The sequence below is a fragment of the Limnobacter sp. genome, from assembly GCF_036405155.1.
Lineage (GTDB): Bacteria > Pseudomonadota > Gammaproteobacteria > Burkholderiales > Burkholderiaceae_B > Limnobacter.
Map to the genome: position 1 here is coordinate 465,077 of NZ_DASWYD010000007.1, position 25,483 is coordinate 490,559.

Sequence of the window (25,483 nt, forward strand, 5' to 3'; positions counted from 1 at the left end):
TCAGGGTTAACCATCTCCGGGTAATTACCAACCGGGTTAGACCGAATGGGTTTACCCAAACCGTTTCATTAAAGTGCCGGCATCTGTCAAAAAGGTTGACGGAAAGCGCACGTGTGTTCAATCCGGCGTGGTTGGTTTTTTGATGCACGTGCGACATCCCTATTACAACAACGGAGATTCCGAATGGTCTGGCAACAAACGTACGATCCGCTCGGCAACATGCTCATCTCGACACTGCTGGCCGCTGTGCCCGTGGTGGTCATGCTTGTCGGTCTTGGGTTCCTGCACTTGAAAGCACACATCGCCGCTGGCGCTGGTTTGCTTAGCGCGTTGGTGATTGCAATTTTTGTCTACAGCATGCCCGCCGAAATGGCGACGAAAGCTGCCTTCCTGGGCGGCTTGACCGGTCTACTGCCGATTGGCTGGATTGTGTTGAACATCATCTTTCTGCACCAGCTGACCGAGAAAAACGGCAGCTTCAAAGTGCTGCAGGATTCCATCGCTGGAATTACCGATGACCGTCGTTTGCAGCTGCTGTTGATTGCCTTTGCATTTGGCGCGTTCTTCGAAGGCGCAGCCGGTTTTGGTACACCCGTGGCCGTAACCGCCGCCATTCTGATTGGTTTGGGCTTCTCCCCGTTGGCCGCGTCCGGTTTGTCCCTCATCGCCAACACGGCTCCAGTGGCTTACGGTGCCTTGGGCACACCCGTGATCACCTTGGCCAAAGTACACGGCTATGACCTGGCCGAGGTATCGGCCATGGTGGGTCGTCAGTTGCCATTCTTCTCGGTGCTGGTTCCCTTCTGGCTAATCTGGGCCTTTGCGGGCTGGCGCGGCATGAAGGAAATTTGGCCCGCCATTCTGGTGACAGGTGTGTCTTTCGCCATTCCCCAGTTCTTGGTGTCCAACTTCATGGGCCCCGAGCTGGTGGACGTGATTGCCGCCTTGGTGTCCATGACCTGTCTGGTGCTGTTCCTGCGCGTGTGGAAGCCTTCTAAGACCTGGACATCCACTTCCCTGAAGAACCACGTGGAAGACGGTGGTGAAGCCAAGCCAGCCACGGCACCTGCCCAACATGACCGCGCCACTGTGGTGAAGGCTTGGACACCTTGGGTCATCTTGACCGTGTTTGTGTTCATTTGGGGTCTGCCTGCCACCAAGAAGTTTTTCAACGGTATTTTTGCACCCGAGTTCATGATCAACGGCTTGCACAAGCTGGTTGAAAAAATGCCACCCGTGGTGCCCAAGCCCACTGCTGAAGCTGCGGTGTACACACTGAACCTGCTGTCTGCCACGGGTACCGGTATTTTGGTATCGGCCATTGTGGGCGGCTTGGTGATGGGTTACGGCGTTCCTTCGCTGCTCAAGAACTACGGCCAGACCTTCTGGAAGGTGCGTTACTCCCTGTTGACCATCGTATTGATGTTGGCACTGGGCACCTTGACCCGTTACTCCGGTTTGGACACCACACTGGGCCTGGCCTTCGCTGCAACGGGTGTGTTCTACCCCTTCTTCGGCACCTTGATGGGCTGGTTGGGTGTGGCCTTGACCGGTTCCGACACTGCATCGAATGTGTTGTTTGGTGGCATGCAGAAGGTGGCGGCTGAACAACTGGGCTTGTCCGCCAACCTGATGGGCGCAGCCAATAGTTCCGGCGGTGTGATGGGCAAGATGATTGATGCTCAATCCATCGTGGTGGCTTCCACAGCGACGGGTTGGTACAACCACGAAGGCGATATTCTGCGTTACGTGTTCTTCCATTCCATCGCATTGGCCAGCTTGGTCGGTATTTTCGTAACCCTGCAGGCTTACGTACCACCATTCACACACATGGTCATTCACTGATGACCGCGTGAATGCGTCAACCCACCCAATGTTGAAGGTGGGTTGTATCAAAAGCCGCCGCCCTGTTGGGTTGGCGGCTTTTTTGTTTCAGGGTTCGGTTTTCAGGGCGCGTTTCAGTTCAATGAAGTGCACCTTGGGCCCGGTCACAATCTCGATGTGCGTGCTGGGCGCGCACACATCGCCATCAATGTGCCACGCCATGGGTTCGTCCAGTTCAACGCGCAAGTCCGTATATTCCGTACGGGTCAAACCGATCCACTTGGGCAAACGGCCAATCCAGATCAGTGGCAGGCAGAGCGCCAGGCGGATCAGTTTGGGTGCGCCCGCCACCACACACATCACTGGCCTCGCATTGGGGCCACCGCTGGTGGACAGCAACACGCCAAAGGGCAGCTTGCGGACTGTCAGGGCCAAACAGAACGTCCAGGCCATCGGGGCTGAGCCCTGTGCATGAACCAACCGCCCCGTGACGGGTTTGAAGAGGTTCCGGATGGTGCTGCCCATGATAAGGGCTGAGCCCACATAGGTAGCGACCATGCGCAAGGCCACTAACACACCGGCACCGGCTGCGTAGTAGCGTTCAAGAAACCGGGATGAAGCGCCAAAGCCAAATGCAAAGCCCAAGCGCTCACCATTGATGACCATGGGGTAACGGTGCGTGGTTGGAATCCCTTCACCCGATTTCATCAGTCGACCCAGGGCTGCAATGTCCTGCAACGGGTTTCGGCTCAGGGTGCCAATTTCCGTGGCAATTTCATTCATGGTTCCGGCCTTGATGGCCAAAAACCTGGGCAAGCGGTCTGCACCGTACACCCGCATCGCCGTGGTCAGGGCCACCGACACCGTGCCATCTCCACCAAAGGGAACGATGGCAGAGATGCTCTGCGGGTCGTGCCCGCGCAGGGTTTCTTCAAGGTGTTCCAGGCTGTGCGTCAGGGCGGCTTTGCCTGCTTGACCTAGGGCGTGTTGAACATCCTGAGTGAGCCGTTCAGGGCCGTACTGTTTGGCAAACTTGGCTTTGCCGTTGATGAGGACGAGGATCATGCTGTCGGGCGCACGGGTGCGACAGTGGAGTTAGACAATATGACGCCACTGTAACCCGTCCGTCCGCACAAATCATCGCCCCGATGCAATCTGTATCGCGATCAGAAAGCGCCACTGGCTCCGGCATCGTAGGCGCCATTCCAACCATCGGTGAACCAGCCCTGGAGGCTGCTCCAGGCGGACACTGCCTGGTTGCTGGCGTGGGCCAATTCGACATAGCCCAGCAACAGGCCAGCAAAGCCGATGCTGACGCACACCACGATGAGGGTTTTGGCATGGCTTTCCCAATGTTTCAGGTGACGTGGCGATACATCCAGGCCGGGGTATTGTTCGGGCCATTCATTCATGATTCACACTCCTTGTGAGATGGTGTGAAGCCATGGTATTAATGATTAGTCTGTCGATAAACCAGCTGATTCGAATGAGACTCTTGCGTCATGAGCAATAATTTCAATGAGCTTCACGCAGCCGAGGCTTTTGTTCAGGTCATGAACACGGGCAGTTTTGCAGCAGCGGCGAAACTGAGGGGTGAGAACCCCTCCAGTGTCAGCCGTGCCATCGCCCAATTGGAGTCGCATCTGGGGGTTCGTTTGCTGAACCGAACCACCCGCAACCTTCGAATCACCGAGGCGGGTACCACCTACCTTCGTTATGTCCGCGAGTTGTTGGAGCACCAGCAGGCGGTTCGCGATGCGCTGCTGGAATTGCGCAGTGGGACGCCCAAGGGTTTGGTCCGGCTCAGTGTGCCAGTCGTGGTGGGCGAGCACATTTTGGCCAAGTACCTGGGCGAGTTTCACCAGCAGTACCCTGAGGTGAATCTCCAAATTGATTTGTCCAACCGGAATGCTCAATTGGTTGAGGAGGGCATTGACCTGGCGCTGCGCTTCGGCGTTCTGGCCGATTCAAGTTTGCGGGCGCGACGGGTGTCCACCATTTGGCGGCGCATGTACGCCTCGCCGGCTTATCTGCAAGCGCACGGCATCCCGAAAACCCCCAAAGACCTCATTGGACATCAGTGCATCGCCTTCTCGCAGCGCGGTGATGTGAAAGAGTGGGAATTCTGGCCCAAAGCGGGTGGGGTCAGTCAAAAGCACAAGGTCGATTCCTGGCTCACCTGCTCAAGCCCCATGATGGTGGTCAATGCCATTGCATCGGGCCTGGGTGTGGGGCGCAGCGCACCGTGGATGGTGAAGCAAGCTTTGGGCAATGGTGAGGTGGTGGAAATTTTGTCGGATTGGCATTGCGATGATCCGCAGCAGGGTGGCTTGCCGATGTACATCGTTTTTCCGCCGGGGCCCTCTGCGCAGGTGCCGTTGAAGTCTCGCGTGGTGGCGGAATTTCTGGAGAATGTGTTGTTGCGTGAGTTTGGGGTTGAGCGGTCGGTCAAATAAGCCGGTTGCGGCTGTTCTTGAATTCTGCGGCTTGCGCTGTTACCTCGCCCTTGGCGACGGCCAATCTGTGGCTCAAAACCTGGGCCTCGCGATCGCTGAGGTCGCCCCTCCAAACAGCGAGTCGGGATCGACCTCTGGGCCAGCCTAGCGGCTGCGCCCAACGCGCCTGCTTGTCACGGTTTTGCAGATTGTCCTGACTGTCGCTGCAGGGGAGGTGAACCGCGCCGGCCGCGCCAAGCTGCTCCGGTGCTATGCCCCCCAGCAATGCCGGTATGCCCGGCGCCGAACAGTCAGCCCCCCGATCGGTTTGACCCGCACAGCATTCGAACGCACGGACCGAGATGTCTGAGCGCCACTGGCGCGAGTTCTCGGGACGGTTCGAGTGCGCGGGGCAACCTTTACATTCGGGGGGCGTTCGGCACGGGCTACCGGTGTTGCTGGGGGGCTAACAAAGGGACGGGCTACTGTTGTCACGAAAGGATAAGCAGCGAACCCGGGTTACAGGCCCCGCAACGAATTGGTGCTTTTCCTCGGTCATTCCCAACACGCCCATCTGGCCGGAAGGGCCTGACTCCGGTATAATGCTCGGTTAGCTGAATGATTCTTAGGCAAAGGCCTGCGCGGGTGGTGCATCAACCCCCCGGGTTTTGTCGCATCTATTGGAGTTTCCCTTGTCGAAATTAGCCGCAAGCGCAAGATCGGATCAAGCGCGCGCATTGCTTGCGCTCGCCGATGGCACCGTGTTCGAAGGGATTTCTTTCGGAGCCCCCACCACACAAGTGGGTGAAGTGGTGTTCAACACATCGCTCACGGGCTATCAGGAAATCGCCACCGACCCATCCTATTGCCGACAAATCGTCACCTTGACCTACCCGCACATCGGCAACGTCGGCACCAACGCGCAGGACGAAGAGTCTGGCCAGTTGTACCTGTCGGGTTTGGTGATTAAAGACCTGCCGATGTTGGTCTCCAACTTCCGCTCCAACATGCCCTTGGGAGATTACCTCAAGCAACACGGCGTGCCGGGCATTGCCGGTATCGACACCCGAAAGCTCACTCGAATCCTGCGGGAAAAGGGTGCCCAAAACGGCTGCCTCATGACCGAGGGCAGTGGCGAAACGTTCACCGCCGAGCGGGCTGTTGAATTGGCGCGTGGCTTCCCGGGCTTGGCTGGCATGGACCTGGCCAAGGTGGTGAGCTGCACCAACACCCACGAATGGACTGAAGGTGAATGGACGCTCGGCGAGGCCGCCGAAGTGCCGCACTTCCAGCAAGGCGATCGCCCTCACCATGTGGTGGCTTATGATTTTGGCGCCAAGCGCAACATTTTGCGCATGTTGGCCCAACGCGGCTGCCGTGTGACCGTGGTGCCTGCGCAAACGCCGATTGAAAAAGTGTTGGCGCTCAATCCCGATGGGGTGTTTCTGTCCAACGGCCCTGGCGACCCCGAGCCCTGCGACTACGCCATCTCCGCCATCAAACATGTACTGGAACACACCAAGCTACCGGTGTTTGGCATCTGCTTGGGCCACCAGCTCATGGCTTTGGCCAGCGGTGCCAAAACACTGAAAATGAAGTTTGGCCACCACGGTGCCAACCACCCTGTGCAGGAGCTGTCCAGCAAACGCGTGTTTATCACCAGCCAGAACCATGGTTTCGCAGTCGACCCCGAATCACTGCCTGCCAATTTGCGGGTCACGCACGTGTCGCTGTTCGATGGTTCCATTCAGGGCTTGGAGCGTACAGACCGCGCAGCATTCTGTTTCCAGGGGCATCCGGAAGCCAGTCCTGGTCCGCACGACCTGGCCGAGCTGTTTGACCGCTTCATTGCGGACATCAAGGCCAGCAAGCAGTAATGCGCAGGTTGACTGCCCAGCAAGAATTTTTTGAAATCGACTATCTGACCCAAAAGGCGAGTTATGCCCAAGCGTAACGATCTAAAAACAATCCTCATCATCGGCGCTGGCCCCATTGTGATCGGCCAGGCCTGTGAATTCGACTACTCCGGTGCACAGGCTTGCAAGGCCCTGCGTGAAGAGGGTTACAAAGTGGTGCTGGTCAACAGCAACCCCGCCACCATCATGACTGACCCGGAAATGGCCGATGTCACCTACATCGAGCCCATCACCTGGCAGGTGGTTGAGCGCATCATCGAAAAAGAACGTCCCGACGCTGTGCTGCCCACCATGGGTGGCCAAACCGCGCTGAACTGCGCATTGGACCTCGCCAAGCACGGTGTGCTGGCCAAATACAATGTAGAACTGATTGGCGCCAAGGAAGAGGCCATCGAGAAGGCCGAAGACCGCCTGAAGTTCAAGAATGCCATGACCAAAATTGGCCTGGATTCTGCCAAGTCGGGTGTGGCCCACTCCATGGAAGAGGCGCTGGATATTCAGCGCAAAATTGCTGCCGAGGTTGGCAGCAACGGCTTCCCGGTCATTATTCGCCCCAGCTTCACCTTGGGTGGCACGGGTGGTGGCATTGCCTACAACGCCGAAGAGTTCGAGACCATTTGCAAGCGTGGTCTGGAAGCCTCCCCCACCAAAGAACTGCTGATCGAAGAAAGCCTGATCGGCTGGAAAGAGTACGAGATGGAAGTGGTGCGCGACCGTGCTGACAACTGCATCATCATCTGCTCCATCGAAAACCTGGACCCCATGGGTATCCACACCGGTGACTCCATCACCGTGGCGCCTGCGCAAACCCTGACCGACCGCGAATACCAGATCATGCGCAACGCATCGATCGCGATTCTGCGCGAAATCGGTGTAGACACGGGCGGCTCCAACGTGCAGTTCTCGATCAACCCCAAAAATGGCCGAATGATCGTGATCGAGATGAACCCGCGTGTGTCGCGTTCATCGGCGCTGGCGTCCAAGGCCACCGGCTTCCCCATTGCCAAAGTGGCGGCCAAGCTGTCTGTGGGCTACACGCTGGACGAACTCAAGAACGACATCACTGGTGGACTCACGCCCGCATCGTTCGAGCCCTCCATCGACTACGTGGTCACCAAGATTCCCCGTTTCGCATTCGAAAAATTCCCGACGGCCGACAACCGCCTGACCACCCAGATGAAGTCTGTGGGTGAAGTGATGGCCATGGGCCGCACTTTCCAGGAAAGCTTCCAGAAAGCCCTGCGTGGCCTGGAAACCGGTGTGGACGGACTGAACCAGAAAACCACAGACCGCGAAGTGATTGAACGTGAACTGGGCGAACCCGGCCCCGAGCGCATTTTTTACGTGGGCGACGCATTTGCCCAGGGCTTCACGCTGGAACAGGTTCACGCACTGACTCACATCGACCCCTGGTTCCTGGTGCAAATCAAGGACATCGTCGACATCGAACTGGAACTGGAAACCAAAACCCTAGCCGACCTTACCGAGCCCGTGTTGCGCTTGTTGAAGCGCAAGGGCTTCTCCGACCGTCGCTTGGCCTACCTGCTCGACACCTCTGAGGCTGAAATTCGCAAGCTGCGCCACCAGCATGGTGTTCGTCCTGTGTACAAGCGGGTGGACACCTGCGCGGCTGAATTCAAAACCGGCACCGCTTACATGTACTCCACCTACGAAGACGAGTGCGAAGCCGAGCCCACGGACAAGAAAAAGATCATGGTGCTCGGCGGTGGTCCAAACCGCATTGGTCAGGGCATTGAGTTCGATTATTGCTGCGTGCACGCCGCCATGGCCCTGCGTGAAGACGGTTTCGAGACCATCATGGTCAACTGCAACCCCGAGACCGTGTCCACCGACTACGACACCTCAGACCGTTTGTACTTCGAGCCCCTCACCCTGGAAGACGTGCTGGAAATCGTCCAGCTGGAAAAGCCAGTGGGTGTGATTGTTCAGTACGGCGGCCAAACACCATTGAAGCTGGCCAAAGCGCTGGAAGCCAACGGTGTGCCCATCATTGGTACCAGCCCGGAAAGCATCGACATCGCCGAAGACCGCGAGCGTTTCCAGAAGCTGTTGTCCAAGCTGAACCTGCTGCAACCGCCCAACCGCACAGCCCGCACCGAAGCCGAGGCCATTGCCCATGCACAAGACATTGGCTACCCGCTGGTGGTGCGCCCAAGCTACGTGCTGGGTGGCCGCGCCATGGAAATTGTGCACGAGCAAAAAGACCTGGAGCGCTACATGCGCGAGGCCGTGAAGGTTAGCAACGACAGCCCCGTGCTGCTGGACCGCTTTCTGAATGACGCCATTGAAGTGGATGTGGACGCCCTGTGCGATGGTGAAAACGTCATGATCGGCGGCGTGATGGAACACATTGAGCAGGCCGGTGTTCACTCAGGTGACTCCGCCTGCTGCCTGCCACCGTACAGCCTGTCACCAGCCATGGTGGATGAGCTCAAGCGCCAGTCTGTGCTCATGGCCAAGGCCTTGAACGTGGTGGGTTTGATGAACGTGCAGTTCGCCATCCAGAACGAGCGCGTGTTCGTGTTGGAAGTCAACCCGCGTGCCTCCCGCACCGTTCCGTATGTGTCCAAAGCCACTGGCATGCAGTTGGCCAAAATTGCAGCGCGCTGCATGTCCGGCCGCACCTTTGCTGACCAAGGTGTTACCGACATTCCAGTGCCCAAGTATTTTTCGGTGAAGGAAGCTGTATTCCCCTTCGTGAAGTTCCCGGGTGTGGACACCATTCTAGGTCCGGAAATGAAGTCCACCGGTGAAGTGATGGGCGTGGGCCGCAGCTTTGGCGAAGCATTTGTGAAGTCACAGCTTGCTGCGTCGGTGAAGCTGCCAGAGGGTGGTACCGCCTTCATCAGTGTGAAGCACGAAGACAAGCAACGGGCTGTCAAACTGGCCAAGGGTCTGGCTGATCTGGGTTTCAAGATCATCGCAACCCGGGGTACAGCGGCAGCCATCAGCGAGGGTGGTGTGGAGTGCACTGTGGTCAACAAGGTGCTGGAAGGCCGTCCCAACATTGTGGACATGCTGAAAAACGGCGAAGTTCAACTGGTGGTCAACACGGTTGAAGAGCGTCGCAGCGCGATCAACGACAGCCGCTACATCCGCACCACATCACTGACTTCACGCGTCACGGTGTTCACCACCATGGCGGGTGCGTTGGCCGCTGTAGAAGGCATGAAGCATTTGAACAAGATGGACGTTTACAGCGTCCAGAGCCTGCACGCGGAACTGTCCGCCTAAGCTGCAGTCTTTAAAACACCAAGCCGTCCCTGGCTTTTCAGCCAGCGGCGGCTTTCCATTTGTTGGGAATTGAAAACATGAGCACCGTACCCATTACCGTGAAGGGCGCTGAAAAACTCAAAGCGGAACTTCATCGCCTGAAAACCATCGAACGTCCATCGGTGATCAACGCCATCGCTGAAGCACGTGCGCAGGGCGACCTATCGGAAAACGCTGAATACGATGCAGCCAAGGAAAAGCAGGGCTTTATCGAAGGTCGAATCAAGGAAATTGAAGGCAAGTTGAGCAACGCCCAAATCATTGATCCGTCCTCGTTGGATGCAGAAGGCCGTGTGGTGTTTGGCGCAACAGTCAAACTGGAAGACCTGGACGCTGGTTCTCAAGTGGAGTACCAAATTGTGGGTGACGATGAAGCGGACATCAAGGCCAACCTGATCTCCATTTCCAGCCCAATTGCCCGCGCATTGATCGGAAAATACGAGGGCGACATTGCGGCGGTTCAGGCGCCCGGTGGCGTGCGCGAATATGAAGTGTTGGAAGTTCGTTACATCTAAAGGAAGCAACACCATGGGCTGGAAAGGGTTTCGGAGTGCAGAATTGGCCATGTGGGCCATTTGGCTCGGTGCCTTGTGGTTCATGGCCATCGTGGTGGCGCCCGGCCTGTTCAAATGGCTTCCCCGTCCCGAAGCGGGGCTCGTGGCCGGTCGATTGTTTTACATGCTCAGTGTGTTCAGCGTGGCTGCCAGCTTGGTGCTGGTGGCCCTGTCCAACACAGCGGGTGCATTAAATGCCGGTTTGAAAGGCAATGCGCTGGTGTTGTTGGTGCTGGCTGTTGGTGTGGTGGAGTTGGCCTGGATGCACCCGCACATGGCCCACATGCGCGATGCCATGAGCAATGCTACCGGCGACGAACTGGCTGCGCTGAAAGCCAGCTTTGGCAACATGCATGCGGTTTCCAGCGTGCTGTACTCTGTGAAAATGATCGCCGTGCTGCTGTGGGGTCTTGACCGCTATGGCGTCAAAGCAGCCCCCACAGGCAATACCGACGCCGCTTAACCTTTGGCGTTGTGCTGGCGCTTGGTGAGTCGAGGGGCTTTGGGTTTGCGAGATGCCGATTTCGCTTTCTCCGCCTGCTTTTCAGCCGATAGCGGGCGGTACAATACCAGCAGCTTTCCGATGTGTTGAACCAGTGCTGCGCCGGTGTCGGCGCAAATGGCTTGGGCGTATTCCAACCGGGCTTCGCGGTCGTCACCGGCCACGCGCACCTTGATCAGCCCGTGGGCCGACAGGTTCATGTCAATTTCCTTGATGACGTTGGTGGTCAGGCCCTTGTCGCCAATCATCACCACGGGGTCAAGCCCATGGGCTTGGGCTTTGAGGGCCTTTTTTTCGGCGGGTGTCAGTGTGATTGCGGCGTCCGTCATGTGTATTTTGCTCTGTAGGTAAATCTGTGGCTAAAGGTAAAGTCAACAAAAACTGGTTGCACGACCACATCAACGACCCATACGTCAAGATGGCCACGGCGGCTGGTTACCGCGCACGCGCGGCATTCAAACTCAAGGAAATTGCAGAGCCTGAGGGGCTGATCAAGCCCGGCATCAATGTGGTCGATCTGGGTAGTGCGCCCGGCAGTTGGTCTCAAGTGCTCCGCGAGGCCATGGTTGGACCCGGCGGCGTGGTGCAAGGTCGTATTATCGCACTGGATATGCTTCCCATGGAACCGATTGCGGGAGTTGATTTCATTCAAGGCGATTTTCGGGACGATGAGGTGTTGCAGGAATTGGACAAACGCCTCAACGGGGAAAAGCTGGACCTGGTGGTGTCCGACATGGCGCCCAATTTGTCCGGTGTTGCTTCAGCCGACGCGGCCCGCATTGAGCATGTGTGCGAATTGGCCATCGATTTTGCCGTGAATCACCTGAAACCCAATGGCGCCCTGATCATGAAAATTTTTCACGGTTCATCCTACAGCGGCATCGTCCACGAGATGAAGCAGGTATTCAAGGTGGTGGCACCCCGCAAACCCAAAGCATCCCGCGACCGCTCCCGGGAAACCTTTTTGCTGGCCAAAGGTCTTAAATAGGCAATATCTGCAGTAAATCAATTCCCAATAAAAACTTTCAATAAAGCCGGTCAATCGCTGCAATCAAATAGTGCGATGGCGAATTTACAAGGCTTGGGTTTAAAATGGGGATTCCGTCTCCACCTTCCCAAGGAGTGAGGCGGACCATCTAGGAGAAGTGGCGTTGAACAATTCATTTTCGAAAGCAGCGGTGTGGTTGGTGGTGGCCTTGGTGCTTTTCACTGTGTTCAAGCAGTTTGAAGGGCAACAATCCCGTTCCAACGAAATGAGCTATTCCGAGTTCATGCAGGAAGCTCAGAACGGTCGTATCAAAAGTGTGGTGGTGGATGGCCGTACCGTCCGTGCCCGAACCAACGAAGACCAGGACCGCGTGGTGTATTCGCCCGGCGACATCTGGATGGTGGGTGACCTGTTGAAATACGGTGTTCAGGTTCGCGCCAAGCCTGAAGAAGAGCCGTCGCTCCTCATGAGCCTGTTCGTGAGCTGGTTCCCCATGCTCTTGTTGATTGGTGTGTGGGTGTTCTTCATGCGCCAAATGCAGGGCGGTGGCAAAGGCGGGGCTTTCAGCTTCGGTAAAAGCCGTGCCAAATTGCTGGATGAGTCCACCAACCCGGTCACCTTCGCTGATGTGGCAGGCTGCGACGAAGCCAAGGAAGACGTGCAGGAGTTGGTGGAGTTTCTCCGGGATCCTTCCCGTTTCCAAAAATTGGGTGGCCGCATTCCCCGTGGTGTGTTGATGGTGGGTTCCCCCGGTACCGGTAAAACACTGCTGGCCAAGGCCATTGCAGGCGAAGCCAAGGTGCCGTTCTTTGCCATTTCCGGTTCCGACTTTGTGGAAATGTTTGTGGGTGTGGGTGCTGCCCGTGTTCGCGACATGTTTGAACAGGCCAAAAAGCAATCGCCTTGCATCATCTTCATTGATGAAATCGACGCGGTGGGCCGCCAACGCGGCGCTGGTTTGGGCGGTGGCAACGACGAGCGCGAGCAAACCCTGAACCAGATGCTGGTGGAAATGGACGGTTTTGAGACCAGCCAGGCCATCATCGTGATTGCAGCGACCAACCGGCCCGATGTGCTCGACCCTGCCTTGCTGCGCCCCGGTCGCTTTGACCGTCAGGTGGTGGTAGGCTTGCCCGACATCCGCGGCCGCGAGCAAATTTTGAAAGTGCACATGCGCAAAATCCCGATGAGCGCCGATGTGGATGCTTCCGTGCTGGCGCGGGGTACCCCAGGTTTCTCGGGCGCTGACCTGGCCAACCTCGTGAACGAGTCTGCCTTGTTTGCCGCGCGCCGCAATGGCCGCGTGGTCGAGATGCAGGACTTCGAAAAAGCCAAGGACAAAATCATCATGGGCGCTGAGCGCAAGAGCATGGTGATGCCCGAAGAAGAGCGCCGCAACACGGCTTACCACGAATCAGGCCACGCCATTGTGGCGCGCCTGGTGCCCAAAACAGACCCCGTGCACAAGGTCACCATCATTCCCCGTGGCCGTGCCCTGGGCGTGACCATGCAGTTGCCGGAAGGCGACCGCTACAGCATGGACAAAGAGCGCATGCTCTCGACCATTGCTGTGCTGTTTGGCGGCCGCATTGCTGAAGAAATTTTCATGAACCAGATGACCACGGGCGCTTCGAACGACTTCGAACGTGCCACAGCCATTGCGCGTGACATGGTGACCCGTTACGGCATGACTGAAGCGCTGGGGCCCATGGTGTATGCGGAAAATGAAGGTGAAGTGTTTTTGGGACGCAGCGTGACCAAAACCACCCACATGTCTGAGGCGACCATGCAGAAAGTGGATGCCGAAATCCGCAAAATCATCGACGAGCAGTACAAGCGCGCTTGGGACATTCTCGATCAAAACCGAGACAAAGCCCATGCCATGGCCAAGGCATTGTTGGAATGGGAAACCATTGATTCAGACCAAATCAACGACATCATGGAAGGCCGTGACCCACGGCCCCCGGTTGGTGGCGGCAGCACACCACCCACGGGCGGAAGCCCCAGCAGTGGTGGCGGTGGTGAAAAGGTGACGCCCAGCAGCCAGCCAGCGCCTGTGGCTTGATCGAGCTGAGGTCTGAATGACAAACCGGTGAGGAGAAATCCCACCGGTTTTTTTTATTACCATTTGCTAACTAAGACCCCATAGCAACGCCGGTTGTCCGTGCCTTTTAAGCCCCCGGCAACACCGGCAGCCCGTGCCGAACGCCCCCCGAAGGCAAAGGTTGCCCCGCGCATTGTCGAACCGGACCGATAACTCGCCACTGCGTGGCTCAGACATCTCGGTCCGTGTGTTCGAATGCTGTGCGGGTCAAAACGATCGGGGGGCTGACTGTTCGGCGCCGGGCACACCGGCATTGCTGAGGGCATGGCACTGGTGCAACTTGGAGCGGCCTGCGCGGTTCACCTCCCCTGCAGCGACCGTCAGGGCCATTGGCCCGTGCGTGACAAACAGGCGCGGTGAGCCCAACAACTGTTGGGCTCAGAGGGCGATCCCGACTCGCTGTTTGGAGGGGCGACCTCAGCGATCGTGAGGCTCAGCGAGGGAAATTACCAATGGACCGTCGCAAAGGGGAGGTGAACCGCGCAGGCCGCTATTAAGAAGCCATTACCCTCAGGCATGCACACAGTGCGACAAACAAAAAAGCCACCCGAAGGTGGCTTTGAGTGCCCCGCCTGGCGGCAGGGTGATTCCAACTTTCGCTGGAGAGTGAACCTTACTTCACGTAAGCCTGTTCGCCATGTGAGCTGATGTCCAGACCTTCGCGCTCGGCTTCTTCCGACACACGCAGACCCACAATCAGATCAACCAGTTTGTAGGCGATGACTGACACCACAGCCGACCACACGATGGTGATCAACACAGCCTTGGCCTGAACCAGAACCTGTGCGCCGATGGAGAAGTCTCCAGGAGCGATCATGGCCACAGTCGTCCAGTCTGCAACAGCCGATGGGCCGCCCAGGTTGGGGCTGTTGAACACACCGGTCAACAGGGCACCCAAAATACCACCCACGCCGTGAACACCGAACACGTCCAGTGTGTCGTCTGCGCCCAGCAGCTTCTTCAGGCCTGTTACACCCCACAAGCAAGCCAGGCCAGCAATCAGGCCGATGATGAGCGCACCACCGATGCCCACGTTGCCGGCAGCGGGTGTGATCGCAACCAGACCGGCCACTGCACCGGAAGCAGCACCCAACATGGAGGCCTTGCCTTTCAGGAGGGCTTCACCAGCGCACCAGGCCAGAACAGCAGCAGCAGTGGCCACGAAGGTGTTTGCAAATGCCAGGGCAGCAAAACCGTTGGCTTCCAGCGCAGAACCTGCGTTGAAACCAAACCAGCCCACCCACAACAGCGATGCACCAACCATGGTCAGTGTCAGGCTGTGAGGTGCCATGGACTCTTTGCCGTAACCCACACGCTTGCCCACCATGAATGCACCCACCAGGCCAGCCACAGCGGCGTTGATGTGAACAACGGTACCGCCCGCGAAGTCAAGCGCGCCCATTTGCCAGATGAAACCGGCCTTGGAATTCATGGCATCGACCACGTCAGCGCCGGTGTAGGCGTCAGGCCCCATCCAGAACCACACCATGTGTGCAATGGGCAGATAGCTGAATGTGAACCACAGCACCATGAACAGGAGCACGGCGGAGAACTTGATGCGCTCTGCAAAGGCGCCCACGATCAGCGCACAGGTGATACCGGCGAATGTGGCCTGGAAGGCGGCAAACACAATTTCAGGAATGACCACACCTTTGCTGAATGTTGCAGCGTTGGCGAATGTTCCAGCCACGTTGTCCCAAATGCCAGCCATCATCACGCGGTCGAATCCGCCGATGAATGCGCTGCCCTCTGTGAAGGCCAGGCTGTAGCCATAAATGAACCACAGCACCACGATCAGGCTGAAAGTGACCATGACTTGCATGAGCACCGACAGCATGTTTTTGCTGCGGACCAAGCCGCCGTAGAACAGGGCCAAGCCAGGCACAGTCATGAGAATCACCAACAGCGTGGCGACCATCATCCAGGTGGTGTCGCCTTTGTTGGGAACGGGCGCAGGTGCTGCTTCAGCAGGGGCTGCAGCAGCGGCGGCTGGTGCAGCAGCTGGGGCTGGCGCGGCTGCGGGTGCTTCAGCGGCAGGCGCCGCAGCGGGCGCAGCTTCAGTCACGGCGGGAGTCGCCGGCTTGTCTTCGGCGTAGGCGCCGGTGCTTAGCGCAGCCACACCCAGGGTGGCGGCGGCAAGCCAGACAGTCAGGAATTTTTTCATGGTGTCCTCACTCGATTAAAGTGCGTCTTTACCGGTTTCGCCTGTGCGAATACGGGTAACACTCAACAGGTCGAAAACGAAAATCTTGCCGTCGCCGATCTTGCCGGTTTTGGCTGCAGTCTCGATGGCTTCGCAAGCTTGATCAACCAAGCTGTCGTCCACGGCGGCTTCAATTTTCACTTTGGGCAGAAAATCCACCACATATTCGGCACCGCGATACAACTCGGTGTGGCCTTTCTGACGACCAAAGCCCTTGACCTCGGTCACTGTAATGCCTTGAACACCAATGGCAGACAGCGCCTCGCGGACTTCATCCAGCTTGAAAGGCTTAATGACGGCTGAAATAAGCTTCATTACGCACTCCTGAAAGAAATTGATTGAAGAGGGTTGAACAGCGCCCCTCTTCAGAGCGCTGTCATTTCGTACTTAGAACTTGGCGCTGAGGGTCACAACCAGTGAACCTTCGGTTGCGTCCTTGCCAAACAGTTGTTCAGCTTTCTTGTTGGTGTCTACGTAAGCAGCGGTGACAGAGTAGTTTTTGTCAAACGCATAGGTAGCACCCAGGCTGTAGTCGGAATAGCTCTTGTTGGTGCCAGCAACGGTGGTGTTGTTGATGGCCTTGTCATACGAGGTCAAACCGTAGTGAGCGTTCAAGGTGATCTTGTCGTTCAAGGGGTATGCGTAGCCCAGGTCGGTGTAGATGGAACCCTTCTGGTCGATGGAACCATTGGCTGCGGTCAGACCGAAGTAGTCTTTGGAAGCGGCGTAAGACACCTTGGCGTAAGCACCGGCGTAGGACAACTTGCCATACAGTTCCAGTGTGTTCAGCTCAGGGGAACCGGCGGGAATGGTTGCGCCTTCATAGTAGTAATACAGGGCACCCACGTCGTAACCGATGCCTTTGTATTCACCGGCATAGCCACCATAGAAATCCATTTCCAGGCCAGCACCAGTTGCACCGGTGAAGCTGACGTTGGAGTTCCAGTTGCCCACATAGAAGCCGTTGTCGAAGGCGGCATCAAAACCACCCTGGAAGGCTGGGCCACTGTTGGTTTGAGAAATACCACGGAATTTGTAGTCGGTGGTGACGTTGGCGTTGGCAGTTACAGAAGCTGCAGAAGCAGCAGATACAGCCCCGAATGTGGTCAGCGCAGCAACAACTGCATGGGCCAGCAATGCTTTTTTCATCTCACTCTCCTAAAAATAGATGAATGCCGTGTGATTTTTTGGCATGAGGCTATTAGCGAGAACTGTGCCAACCCATCATTCGTCAGTAAACTCACGCTATACCGCCTCTTTTCGGGCACTATTCCGGGGGCTGGCGAGCTGAAATTGTCAGAACGACCATTAATTGCACCGTATTGGTGCATTTCAACCATGCAGCAGGAGAATGTTGTGGCCAACAATCCGTTTGATGCGATACAAAGCCGTGTGGGAGACTTTTTGGGCAGCAAAGGCTTGTCAGGCCTTGAAAACCCGATCACCCAACTCATCCGGCAAAGTCTGCAGGACATGGAATTTGTCACCCTGGAAGACTTCGAGATTCAAAAGGAAGTGATTCAACGACTGCGTGAAAGGGTGCATGCCCTTGAACAGCGCGTGGAAATGCTCGAAAAACGCGGTAACTGAGCCAAGTCGGTGCGCGCGAGCCAAATCGGTGCAGCACCCCATTCGGGTGAATCCAAGCAAGGGGGCCCATTCGCCTGTTCACAGGCCATCCGGATAATCGGGCGTTTAACGCCCAACATGTCCGGTCCATGCCCCTCGCCACCCTCCACAGCCTGACATTTGTCGGAATACGCGCAGTCCCCGTGCGCATCGAAATTCACCTGTCTGCAGGTTTGCCTTCTTTTGCGATTGTGGGCCTGCCCGATGCAGAAATCCGGGAGTCCAAGGAGCGCGTTCGATCGGCGCTCATCAACAGCGGTTTTGAATTTCCCGCCCAGCGTATTACGGTGAATTTGGCACCGGCAGACCTGCCCAAAGGCAGTGCGTCGTTCGACTTGGCGATTGCGCTGGGCATTGCCAGCGCATCGGGCCAGTTGGCCAAGGCCCGGCTGGACGACTGGTTGTTCGCCGGTGAATTGTCGCTGAGTGGTGCGTTGACCGGCGTGCGCAGCCCGTTTGCGCTGGCCGTGGCCTTGCGACGCGAAAACACCGGCAAAGCCACCCAACAGCGCTTGATGTTGCCCCTGAATGAGGCGGCCAAAGCGGCATTTGTCCCGGGGTTGGCTGTGTATGGGGCTCAAACCCTGTTTGAGGTGGCAGCACACTTGGTGGGGCATGGCGAACCCCTGCAAGCACTGACGACAGGGCCGCAAAACGACGGCACGTTGCCCATGCGGACACCGGACTTCAGCGAGGTGGTTGGCCACGCCACCGCCAAACACGCCCTGCTGACAGCCGCCGCCGGGCACCATCACATTCGCCTGATGGGCCCGCCCGGTAGTGGCAAGTCTATGCTGGCCCAACGCATGGCGGGACTCATGCCCACCTTGCCATTTGATGAGGCGCTGGAATTGTCGGCCATTCGAAGCCTGAAAGGGGAAGGTGACCAGCTGGTGATGCAGCGTCCATTCCGCAACCCCCACCCCAGTTGCAGCCCGGTCTCGCTGATTGGGGGCGGGAACCCGCCCGCGCCGGGCGAAATCACGCTGGCTCACCAAGGCATTTTGTTCACCGACGAGGTGCTGGAATTTGAGCGCCGCTGTCTGGAAGCCCTGCGAGAGCCCCTGGAAACCGGCCGGGTCAATATTTCAAGAGCAGGCCACCAAGCCAGCTTCCCAGCCCGGTTTTTGTGGGTGTGCGCACACAACCCATGTCCATGCGGCTGGTTGGGCCATCCGCACAAGGAATGCCGCTGCTCGCCCGAGCAAGTGCGGCGCTACCAGGCCAAGTTGTCGGGGCCGCTGGCCGACCGACTGGACATTTCCATCGAAGTGCACCCGGTGCAGCATGAAGCCCTGCTGAATGGGCAAGGCGCGGATGCCGGCCAACCCAACACCGTGAATTACCTGCAGCGTGTAAAAGCTTGTCGCACGCTCCAGCAGACTCGACAAGGTTGCCTGAATGGAGAACTGACGCCCGGTTTGATCCAGCAGCACTGCAAACCGAGTGCGGAGGCAGAAAAGTTGTTGCTGGGCTTTGCGCAAAAACACCATTTGTCAGCCCGGGCACTGCACCGCATTTTGCGGGTGGCCCGCACATTGGCAGACTTGGAGACAGCGCCACAGATCAGCAAAACCCACATGGCCACCGCCATTCAATACCGGCGTAACCTGAACACGCAAGCGGGTACACCCATCAACGCCCGCGCGGCAGCTTAAAACCCGTGCGTTGAATTCAGGCCAAGTCTTTGACAAGCGCAGCCTGGGTTTGGGGCGCCACTTCGTCCACCGCATGGTGGTAATGTGCATGGTCAATGCCCACACCCAACGCAGCACCAGCTTTCAGTGCTGCACACATGGCCGGGCTTAATTCGAAACGCAAAAAATGCACTGCGGAGGTTTTTTCGGCATTCTCGCGTTCCAGGTCTTCGTCGGCAATGGCAAATACTTTGTCAAAGCCGTCCACACGCACCCAGGTGGAGTCCTCAATGCCTTTGAGCAGGCGCAACTGCTGAGCCCGAAGTTCAGGGTCGCCATATTCAATCATCATGGTGGCCTTGAAGTTGCTGCCATCGGGCACCAAGGGGCCATAGGCTTCCAGCTCATCGAGAATACCCTCCTCTTCGAAGGTTTTCTCAATGCGCAGCATTTCCTGAATCTGATAGCGAATGGTGAATTCATCCTCAAAAATCAGGGTGACGTGGTTGCCCACATGCACGGTGCGTGCCTTTTTGTGGGGAATGATTTTCTCTTTCCATGCTTTGCGCTGCTTGGAATAACTCTCCAGCGACAGCAAACTTTCACGGCTGATAACAGGCATCACAACACACTCCTTGTCTTATCCAACACATCACAGACCGTAGGCGATTCGAATCAAACTGATGGGGTGGGCCAACTGGGGGGCTTTGCTCAAGCCTGCCGAATCACCCAATTCCGCCAAGCCTTGCATGATGTGGTGGCCCGCCAATTGGCAATCCGAGCTCACGTAGTCTGGGGCTTTGGCAGCCATCTGCTTGAACACCGGTTTGCCAATTTTCATGGCCATGCCATGAAACTCCTTTTTAACACCCCAAGTGCCGGAATGGCCTGAGCAACGTTCCACCGTGTTCACCGCCGTGTCGGGCACCAGCTTCAACATTTCCTCGGTTTTTTTGCCCACGTTTTGCACGCGGCTGTGGCAGGGCACCTGGTAACTCACATTGCCCAAGCCATGCTGGAAATCGGTTTTCAGCAAACCGTCTTTGTTGCGGGCAATCAGGTACTCAAACGGGTCCCACATGGCTTTTTTCACGGCCTGCACGTCGGCATCGTCCGGGAACATCAACGGCAGTTCCTGTTTGAACATCAGCGTGCAGGATGGAATGGCGGTGAGGATGGCATAGCCTTCCTTGGCGAGCTTGGCCAGCGCAGGAATGTTTTTTTCAGCCAGCTTGGCCACAGAATCGAGATCACCCAGCTCCAGCTTGGGCATGCCGCAGCAGGCTTCTTTTTCGGCCAACACATAGGGAATGTTGTTGTGTTGCAAAATCTTGACCAGATCCTGGCCAATGCCGGGCTCGTTGTAGTTCACGTAGCAGGTGGCGAAAATGGCTACTTTGCCGGGTGTGCGTTCGCCATCCACAACACTCACAGGTGCAGCCATTTTGTCAGCCCGGCGGGCTTTCTCCATGCTGCGGAATTTTTTGGGTGCATAGCTGGGAATCCACGCTTTTTTGTCCACGCCCAGCGTGCTGTCCATGACCGAGCGCATGGCGGCTGTGCCATTCACGGCATTCACGGTTTGGGTGACGATGGGGATGCCCGCAAAACTGCCCAGCGCGTCGGTGCTGCTGAGGAACTTGTCGCGGAAGGTTGCACCGCCTTGCTTGAATTTGATGGCCTTGGCCCGCAACATGGTGTGCGGGAAATCCAGGTTCCACTCATGCGGCGGCACATAGGGGCACTTGCTCATGTAGCACATGTCGCAGAGGTAACACTGATCAACCACGTCCCAGTATTTTTCCTTCGGCACCCCGTCCAGCTCCATCGTCGGGCCTTCATCGATGAGGTCGAATAACACGGGGAAAGAGCCGCACAGGCTGACGCAGCGGCGACAACCGTGACAAATGTCGAAGATGCGCTCCATCTCCTTGAAGCAGGCCTCTTCGTTGTAAAACTCGGGATTTTTCCAATCGATGGGGTGGCGCGTGGGCGCCTGGGTACTGCCTTCACGTATGGTTCCGACAACTGACACATCAACCTCCTGTGTGTTTGGCGGGCCCTGTGCTGTCTGGGCAAGCCTTGTCAAAAAGCCGCCCGTGCATTGCGCACGGGCGGCTGGTGCCCAATGGTTTAGGCTGCCATGGTGTCCAGGGTTTTCTGGAACTTGTTGGCGTGTGAGCGCTCGGCTTTCGCCAGGGTTTCAAACCAGTCGGCGATTTCGTCAAAGCCTTCATCGCGGGCGGTTTTGGCCATGCCTGGGTACATGTCGGTGTACTCGTGGGTTTCGCCAGCAATGGCCGACTTCAGGTTGTCGGCGGTGGGGCCAAAGGGCATGCCGGTGGCAGGGTCGCCACATCTTTCCAGGTACTCCAGGTGGCCATGGGCATGGCCGGTTTCACCTTCGGCCGTTGAGCGGAACACGGCGGCCACATCGTTGTAGCCTTCCACGTCGGCTTTGGCCGCGAAGTAGAGGTAGCGGCGATTGGCTTGCGACTCGCCAGCAAATGCGTCTTTCAAGTTCTGTTCTGTCTTGGATCCCTTCAATTCCATTTTCATTGCCTCCAAATAAAGCATTGAACCATGAGGAATTTTTATTCTTAAAAATGTCCAAGACAGCTGTCAAATAAGACTTGCCAATTTTCCTGATAGGTGAGGACTATTTGGTAATACCGCTTGATATCCACCGATAATGATTCGCATTCAGATGAATATCTGGCTTCAACCCAAAGGGATGAGGTGGCTTTGTCGACGCCCGGGCCGGACAAACCACACCCAGGAAATCACCTGCAAGCCGCACAACACCCCCAGTGACACGCGAATGGCGGACACCTTCTCAAGGCCCAGGTATTGAAAGAAATCAATGCCCAAGCCGATGCCCCACTGCACACTGAACGCGCCCGCAAAAATCAGCAAGTTCAGCGCTGTGCTGGAACGCCCGGTGAGTTGGCGCGGAAACGGCTTGTTGCACGTGGTGTAGGTCATGATGCCGGTGGCCACGGTGAAGCCATGCAGCAACCAGCCCAGCAGATGGCTTTGCCCGCCCAGAAGCAATTGACTGGCGAAGATGAGGATGGCGGCGCCCAAGCCGATCACCAGAATAAGGTCTTCGTCTGCACCGCGGCGGGTCAGTGTGCGTGTGCCCTGACCCACCAGAAAATAGCCGACCAGCATGGCGGCTGAAATCCAGAACATGTTTTGCGCAGCCTGCGCATTGGTGTAGCCCACCACGTCGGTGAACCAGGGCCCCACCCACAAACCGTGGAAGGCCATGAAACCGCCCTGCGTGAGTGTGGCCAGCGGCGCCACGCGCCAAAAGTGGGGGTGGCGAAACACCACCTTGAAGCCTTTGGCCATGTCGCCCACCGACTCGGCTTTTTGGGGTTTGAACAGCGTGGGCATCACAAACCACAGGGTAAGGCTGGCCGCCACACACAGTACCGCAGCGGCCACAAACACTCCGCGCCAGCCCAACACCGGCAACAGGGCCTCCACCGGGGTGGTCACTGACAAAGCACCCAAGGAACCGGCCATGAGCATCCACGACGACATGCTGGCCTGCAAATGGGGTTTGAAGTACAAGGCATAGGCTTTGATGGAGGCCATAAGGCAAGCGGAGACACCGATACCGATCAATGCCCGACCCATCCACAGACCGGCGAAAGAATCGGCCGAGGCAAACCACAGGGCGCCCAGTGCGGCAAAAATCATGAGCGTTGCTTCAACACGCCGTGGGCCGTACCGGTCGAGCATGAGGCCCACTGGCAGTTGCATGAGGCCAAACGACAAAAAATACGCGGACGCCAACAAGCCCAACTGGGATGCGCTCAGGCCAAGTTCCTGCACCAAGGGTTTGGCAATCACGGCGTTGATGGCGCGAAACGCGTAGGACAACATGTACGCCGAGGCGAAGATCACAAACACGCGAATGGCCAAAGGCCCTACCACCCACAAACGCTCGGTCCCATCAGCCTGGGTTTCACGAATCAGGTGTGGGTGATTTTCCAGCATGGTTTAGCGCCCGCCCACGGCGAAGCCATTGAACCACTGGGCGACCACGCCGGGGTCGGGCTGCTCGGCTTCACCCATCACAATCACCTCGAACAAATGGCCGTGGTGTTCGAAGAAACGGGCTTTCACAAATGCAGCGCCGCCTTTGGCCGTTTTGCCGCGGCTGTCCATCTCGAACACCGGCATGCCAAGCCAGGTGGTGGTGGCCAAGGCCGGCTTGCTGGCTTGAATATTATTGGCCAGCGCCAGGGACAAGGCATCCACCAACACGGTTTGCCGGTCTTTCAGGTCGCCATCCAGCGGCACGGTGCCGACCGCAAAGTACAGGCCATTGACCTGCGCGGCTTGCAAGGTGAGGGGCACCTTCAGGTTGGCCAGGTCGAGCGTGCGGGTCACCAGGGCGGGCTTGTCGGGGAAAGTCGCGGTGTATCCGCCATCTGGGTTGGGCACCACGCGCCAATTGAAGGCTGGCGAACAGGCCGACAACAAAGACAACGACAGGACCAGACGCAAAAAAATACGATTCAGCGGAACGCCAGCGAACATCATGAACAACCTTTCACGCGACAATACAGACATGGGGGTATTTGCATTGTAGTGCGCATGCCAGCACACCAACCCAACACAACCTGTTTTTACTAGAGACGATTGAGCAACCATGGCCATTGTGAAATTCAAGTCCAAAGCCGCTGGCGACATCGTGATGTTCAAGGAACATGCCGACAAACTGTTTCGCATCATGGGCATTGAAGCCGCAGCACGCGGTGTGATTGAACCGGCTGACTTGGCCCATGCACACGCCCAACTGGTGGCTGCGGTGAACATGGAACGCATGGCAAAAGCCGACCAGCCGCCGGTGGATGAAAGCGATTTAACCCCGGAAGAGAGCCTGGCGCTGAAGAACCATGTCAGCCTGGAGCAGCGGGCTTACCCCCTGCTGAAAATGCTGGAAGCCGCCCAGAAAAAACAGGTGGATGTGCACTGGGGCTTCTGAAGAAGCCTGCTCAGGCTTGAACCATGCGCCGGCGAACCGGGCCGGCAATGGCCTCAACATCGGCTTGCACTTTCTTGCCCAAGCCCATCAAAAAACCAAATTCCGCCACCACAAACAGTGGGCCAATTGCCAAGCCGATGAGGTCGTCCACGAATGCAGGTTTGCGGCCTTCGTAGTAGTGGCCGATGAACTGGATAATCCAGCCCACCACGAAAATGCCCACGCCTGCCGACAACCAGCCCACTGTGGTCAATGTCGCAAAGTAGCCAGCCAGCAACAGCAAAAAGCCGTGCGCCACAAACATCACCACGCCGTAAACGGCGCTGAGGCGGAAGTAAAAAATACTCGAGGCCAAAAACGCCAGCAAAGCTGGGCTGACCGCAATGCCCGCCACATCCACGTGCACCCGTGACAGCAAAATGAACACGGAGAGCACGATGATGGGCACACCGACAAAATGTGTGGCAATGTTGCGAGGGTCGCGGTGGTAGGCGGCGTATTTGGCGAGTTGATCAACCAGTGTGTTCATGACAATGCTCCAAGCCCAAAGGGCCCATGGGTGTGAATGGCGACATGGTTGCAAACCTTGCCATTCAGGTCTGTCAATTGCCTGACATTGCTCCATCATTTAACATCGAATTTCAGTCACATCCACATTGAAAAGGCCAGGGCGCACCCCATGCAAGCTGAAAACATACAACTCATCCTGAGCCGGGGGCGCTGGTTCGCCAACTTGCCAGCCAGTTTGCAGCAATGGCTGGTGGAGTTTGGGCAAATCAAACACCTGACCGCCGGGCAGCGTTTGTTTTGTCGGGGCGACTGTACTGACGGCATTTATGCCGTGCTCAAAGGCAGCATGCAGATTGTGGGGGCCAGCAAGTTTGGCTCGGACGACAAGCAGGTGATTTTGACCCTGGTGGACCCGCCTGACTGGTTTGGCGAAATTTGTCTGTTCGACAAACAGATGCGCACCCACGATGCCATCGCCGATGGCGTGGTCACCCTGCTGCACGTGAAGCAGTCCCAACTGGAACAACTGTGCAATGAAAACCCCCGCTACTGGCGTGAGTTTGGTTTGCTGTTGACCCAAAAAGTGCGATTGATTTTTGGTGCAATTGAAGACGCCGCCCTGTTACCCACGCCGATTCGGCTGGCAAGGCGCCTGCTGATGATGTCGGAAGGCTATGGCATTCGCGCGGACAGTGGTCAGGCCAGCAGCCGGATTTTGCATGTGTCGCAGGACAAGCTCTCGGACATGCTGGCGGTGTCTCGTCAAACCATCAACCAGATGCTCAAGGAAATGGAATCCGAGGGCATTCTGGAACTGGGGCGCGGCAGCATTGAAATTGTTAACAGCGACGCCCTGAAAACCAAAGCCCACATCAAGTAGGC

At 57.2% G+C, this 25,483-nt stretch carries 24 protein-coding genes; 12 read left to right on the forward strand and 12 right to left on the reverse strand.

The features are described from left to right. Positions 1–183: 183 nt before the first annotated feature. Positions 184–1,845: an L-lactate permease gene (locus tag VGE55_RS12815; RefSeq protein ID WP_331132072.1), complete on the forward strand. Its 1,662-nt coding sequence runs from the start codon at positions 184–186 to the stop codon at positions 1,843–1,845. Positions 1,846–1,932: 87 nt separating this feature from the next. Here VGE55_RS12815 and VGE55_RS12820 read toward each other — a convergent pair whose 3' ends face one another. Together VGE55_RS12820 and VGE55_RS12825 are read right to left on the reverse strand one after the other, a co-directional pair. After that, complete coding sequence (locus VGE55_RS12820) at positions 1,933–2,889, reverse strand: diacylglycerol/lipid kinase family protein (RefSeq protein WP_331132073.1); 957 nt, start codon at positions 2,887–2,889, stop codon at positions 1,933–1,935. Positions 2,890–2,990: 101 nt separating this feature from the next. After that, positions 2,991–3,236, reverse strand: coding sequence for a hypothetical protein (locus VGE55_RS12825; protein ID WP_331132074.1), 246 nt, complete (start codon positions 3,234–3,236; stop codon positions 2,991–2,993). Positions 3,237–3,326: 90 nt separating this feature from the next. On the opposite strand from VGE55_RS12825, the gene VGE55_RS12830 reads away from it, so the two are divergent. The 5 genes from VGE55_RS12830 to VGE55_RS12850 all read left to right on the forward strand — a co-directional run bounded on the left by VGE55_RS12830 (position 3,327) and on the right by VGE55_RS12850 (position 10,486). After that, positions 3,327–4,280 (forward strand): LysR family transcriptional regulator, encoded by a 954-nt coding sequence (locus tag VGE55_RS12830; RefSeq protein WP_331132075.1) that lies wholly within the window; start codon positions 3,327–3,329, stop codon positions 4,278–4,280. Between the two features lie 671 nt (positions 4,281–4,951). Continuing rightward, a complete protein-coding gene (gene carA, locus VGE55_RS12835; RefSeq protein WP_331132076.1) occupies positions 4,952–6,136 on the forward strand; it encodes a glutamine-hydrolyzing carbamoyl-phosphate synthase small subunit in 1,185 nt (394 codons plus the stop codon). Positions 6,137–6,199: 63 nt separating this feature from the next. Further along, on the forward strand, positions 6,200–9,430 hold the full coding sequence (gene carB / locus VGE55_RS12840) for a carbamoyl-phosphate synthase large subunit (RefSeq protein WP_331132077.1): 3,231 nt from the start codon (positions 6,200–6,202) through the stop codon (positions 9,428–9,430). A 77-nt stretch (positions 9,431–9,507) separates the two neighbouring features. Next, entirely contained in the window at positions 9,508–9,984 is a 477-nt protein-coding gene (gene greA / locus VGE55_RS12845; protein WP_331132078.1) for a transcription elongation factor GreA, read from the forward strand. Between the two features lie 13 nt (positions 9,985–9,997). After that, positions 9,998–10,486 (forward strand): DUF4149 domain-containing protein, encoded by a 489-nt coding sequence (locus VGE55_RS12850; protein WP_331132079.1) that lies wholly within the window; start codon positions 9,998–10,000, stop codon positions 10,484–10,486. On the opposite strand, the gene yhbY is transcribed toward VGE55_RS12850, so the two are convergent. Beyond that, positions 10,483–10,854 (reverse strand): ribosome assembly RNA-binding protein YhbY, encoded by a 372-nt coding sequence (gene yhbY, locus VGE55_RS12855; protein ID WP_414675025.1) that lies wholly within the window; start codon positions 10,852–10,854, stop codon positions 10,483–10,485. The genes VGE55_RS12850 and yhbY overlap by 4 nt on opposite strands. A gap of 26 nt (positions 10,855–10,880) precedes the next feature. Here yhbY and VGE55_RS12860 point away from each other — a divergent pair, with 26 nt between their 5' ends. Beyond that, complete coding sequence (locus VGE55_RS12860; RefSeq protein ID WP_331132080.1) at positions 10,881–11,513, forward strand: RlmE family RNA methyltransferase; 633 nt, start codon at positions 10,881–10,883, stop codon at positions 11,511–11,513. Positions 11,514–11,676: 163 nt separating this feature from the next. Beyond that, positions 11,677–13,578, forward strand: a complete 1,902-nt coding sequence (ftsH, locus tag VGE55_RS12865) for an ATP-dependent zinc metalloprotease FtsH (RefSeq protein WP_331132081.1) — start codon at positions 11,677–11,679, stop codon at positions 13,576–13,578. A gap of 652 nt (positions 13,579–14,230) precedes the next feature. On the opposite strand, the gene VGE55_RS12870 is transcribed toward ftsH, so the two are convergent. The 3 genes from VGE55_RS12870 to VGE55_RS12880 all read right to left on the reverse strand — a co-directional run bounded on the left by VGE55_RS12870 (position 14,231) and on the right by VGE55_RS12880 (position 16,969). Then, positions 14,231–15,781 carry an ammonium transporter gene (locus VGE55_RS12870; RefSeq protein WP_331132082.1) on the reverse strand — a complete coding sequence of 517 codons (1,551 nt, stop codon included), beginning with the start codon at positions 15,779–15,781 and terminating at the stop codon, positions 14,231–14,233. A 15-nt stretch (positions 15,782–15,796) separates the two neighbouring features. Beyond that, entirely contained in the window at positions 15,797–16,135 is a 339-nt protein-coding gene (locus tag VGE55_RS12875) for a P-II family nitrogen regulator (protein WP_256763159.1), read from the reverse strand. 72 nt (positions 16,136–16,207) lie between these two features. Next, the gene (locus VGE55_RS12880; protein ID WP_331132083.1) at positions 16,208–16,969 is read right to left on the reverse strand and encodes a TorF family putative porin; all 762 of its coding nucleotides are present in this window, start codon (positions 16,967–16,969) and stop codon (positions 16,208–16,210) included. Here VGE55_RS12880 and VGE55_RS12885 point away from each other — a divergent pair. Together VGE55_RS12885 and VGE55_RS12890 are read left to right on the forward strand one after the other, a co-directional pair. Further along, positions 16,946–17,410, forward strand: coding sequence for an accessory factor UbiK family protein (locus VGE55_RS12885; protein ID WP_331132084.1), 465 nt, complete (start codon positions 16,946–16,948; stop codon positions 17,408–17,410). The two genes, VGE55_RS12880 and VGE55_RS12885, sit on opposite strands and share 24 nt — an antisense overlap. Positions 17,411–17,538: 128 nt before the next feature. Beyond that, positions 17,539–19,107, forward strand: a complete 1,569-nt coding sequence (locus VGE55_RS12890; RefSeq protein ID WP_331132085.1) for a YifB family Mg chelatase-like AAA ATPase — start codon at positions 17,539–17,541, stop codon at positions 19,105–19,107. A 16-nt stretch (positions 19,108–19,123) separates the two neighbouring features. On the opposite strand, the gene VGE55_RS12895 is transcribed toward VGE55_RS12890, so the two are convergent. From VGE55_RS12895 to VGE55_RS12915, 5 genes are all read right to left on the reverse strand, one after another. Next, the gene (locus tag VGE55_RS12895) at positions 19,124–19,708 is read right to left on the reverse strand and encodes a DUF3501 family protein (RefSeq protein ID WP_331132086.1); all 585 of its coding nucleotides are present in this window, start codon (positions 19,706–19,708) and stop codon (positions 19,124–19,126) included. A gap of 30 nt (positions 19,709–19,738) precedes the next feature. Continuing rightward, positions 19,739–21,121 carry a heterodisulfide reductase-related iron-sulfur binding cluster gene (locus VGE55_RS12900; RefSeq protein ID WP_331132087.1) on the reverse strand — a complete coding sequence of 461 codons (1,383 nt, stop codon included), beginning with the start codon at positions 21,119–21,121 and terminating at the stop codon, positions 19,739–19,741. Positions 21,122–21,219: 98 nt separating this feature from the next. Continuing rightward, the gene (locus tag VGE55_RS12905; RefSeq protein ID WP_331132088.1) at positions 21,220–21,639 is read right to left on the reverse strand and encodes a rubrerythrin family protein; all 420 of its coding nucleotides are present in this window, start codon (positions 21,637–21,639) and stop codon (positions 21,220–21,222) included. 168 nt (positions 21,640–21,807) lie between these two features. Beyond that, a complete protein-coding gene (locus tag VGE55_RS12910; protein WP_331132089.1) occupies positions 21,808–23,097 on the reverse strand; it encodes an MFS transporter in 1,290 nt (429 codons plus the stop codon). A 3-nt stretch (positions 23,098–23,100) separates the two neighbouring features. Next, a complete protein-coding gene (locus VGE55_RS12915) occupies positions 23,101–23,676 on the reverse strand; it encodes a hypothetical protein (protein ID WP_331132090.1) in 576 nt (191 codons plus the stop codon). 79 nt (positions 23,677–23,755) lie between these two features. Between VGE55_RS12915 and VGE55_RS12920 the strand changes: the two genes are divergently transcribed. Beyond that, on the forward strand, positions 23,756–24,091 hold the full coding sequence (locus VGE55_RS12920) for a DUF1840 domain-containing protein (RefSeq protein ID WP_331132091.1): 336 nt from the start codon (positions 23,756–23,758) through the stop codon (positions 24,089–24,091). A gap of 10 nt (positions 24,092–24,101) precedes the next feature. Here VGE55_RS12920 and VGE55_RS12925 read toward each other — a convergent pair whose 3' ends face one another. Then, positions 24,102–24,620 carry a DUF962 domain-containing protein gene (locus VGE55_RS12925; protein WP_331132092.1) on the reverse strand — a complete coding sequence of 173 codons (519 nt, stop codon included), beginning with the start codon at positions 24,618–24,620 and terminating at the stop codon, positions 24,102–24,104. Between the two features lie 150 nt (positions 24,621–24,770). Here VGE55_RS12925 and VGE55_RS12930 point away from each other — a divergent pair, with 150 nt between their 5' ends. Continuing rightward, the gene (locus VGE55_RS12930; RefSeq protein ID WP_331132093.1) at positions 24,771–25,481 is read left to right on the forward strand and encodes a Crp/Fnr family transcriptional regulator; all 711 of its coding nucleotides are present in this window, start codon (positions 24,771–24,773) and stop codon (positions 25,479–25,481) included. The last annotated feature ends 2 nt before the right edge of the window (positions 25,482–25,483 follow it).

What these genes read in the sequence shown, in the direction of transcription:
- VGE55_RS12870 (WP_331132082.1), bottom strand. Translation starts at nt 15,781, where the DNA reads ATGAAAAAATTCCTGACTGTCTGGCTTGCCGCCGCCACCCTGGGTGTG.
- greA (WP_331132078.1), top strand. Translation starts at nt 9,508, where the DNA reads ATGAGCACCGTACCCATTACCGTGAAGGGCGCTGAAAAACTCAAAGCG.
- VGE55_RS12895 (WP_331132086.1), bottom strand. Translation starts at nt 19,708, where the DNA reads ATGCCTGTTATCAGCCGTGAAAGTTTGCTGTCGCTGGAGAGTTATTCC.
- VGE55_RS12910 (WP_331132089.1), bottom strand. Translation starts at nt 23,097, where the DNA reads ATGCTGGAAAATCACCCACACCTGATTCGTGAAACCCAGGCTGATGGG.
- VGE55_RS12820 (WP_331132073.1), bottom strand. Translation starts at nt 2,889, where the DNA reads ATGATCCTCGTCCTCATCAACGGCAAAGCCAAGTTTGCCAAACAGTAC.
- VGE55_RS12925 (WP_331132092.1), bottom strand. Translation starts at nt 24,620, where the DNA reads ATGAACACACTGGTTGATCAACTCGCCAAATACGCCGCCTACCACCGC.
- VGE55_RS12825 (WP_331132074.1), bottom strand. Translation starts at nt 3,236, where the DNA reads ATGAATGAATGGCCCGAACAATACCCCGGCCTGGATGTATCGCCACGT.
- VGE55_RS12850 (WP_331132079.1), top strand. Translation starts at nt 9,998, where the DNA reads ATGGGCTGGAAAGGGTTTCGGAGTGCAGAATTGGCCATGTGGGCCATT.
- VGE55_RS12920 (WP_331132091.1), top strand. Translation starts at nt 23,756, where the DNA reads ATGGCCATTGTGAAATTCAAGTCCAAAGCCGCTGGCGACATCGTGATG.
- VGE55_RS12905 (WP_331132088.1), bottom strand. Translation starts at nt 21,639, where the DNA reads ATGGAATTGAAGGGATCCAAGACAGAACAGAACTTGAAAGACGCATTT.
- carB (WP_331132077.1), top strand. Translation starts at nt 6,200, where the DNA reads ATGCCCAAGCGTAACGATCTAAAAACAATCCTCATCATCGGCGCTGGC.
- VGE55_RS12930 (WP_331132093.1), top strand. Translation starts at nt 24,771, where the DNA reads ATGCAAGCTGAAAACATACAACTCATCCTGAGCCGGGGGCGCTGGTTC.
- yhbY (WP_414675025.1), bottom strand. Translation starts at nt 10,854, where the DNA reads ATGACGGACGCCGCAATCACACTGACACCCGCCGAAAAAAAGGCCCTC.
- VGE55_RS12830 (WP_331132075.1), top strand. Translation starts at nt 3,327, where the DNA reads ATGAGCAATAATTTCAATGAGCTTCACGCAGCCGAGGCTTTTGTTCAG.
- VGE55_RS12885 (WP_331132084.1), top strand. Translation starts at nt 16,946, where the DNA reads ATGGGCCAGCAATGCTTTTTTCATCTCACTCTCCTAAAAATAGATGAA.
- VGE55_RS12880 (WP_331132083.1), bottom strand. Translation starts at nt 16,969, where the DNA reads ATGAAAAAAGCATTGCTGGCCCATGCAGTTGTTGCTGCGCTGACCACA.
- VGE55_RS12890 (WP_331132085.1), top strand. Translation starts at nt 17,539, where the DNA reads ATGCCCCTCGCCACCCTCCACAGCCTGACATTTGTCGGAATACGCGCA.
- VGE55_RS12875 (WP_256763159.1), bottom strand. Translation starts at nt 16,135, where the DNA reads ATGAAGCTTATTTCAGCCGTCATTAAGCCTTTCAAGCTGGATGAAGTC.
- VGE55_RS12815 (WP_331132072.1), top strand. Translation starts at nt 184, where the DNA reads ATGGTCTGGCAACAAACGTACGATCCGCTCGGCAACATGCTCATCTCG.
- VGE55_RS12915 (WP_331132090.1), bottom strand. Translation starts at nt 23,676, where the DNA reads ATGTCTGTATTGTCGCGTGAAAGGTTGTTCATGATGTTCGCTGGCGTT.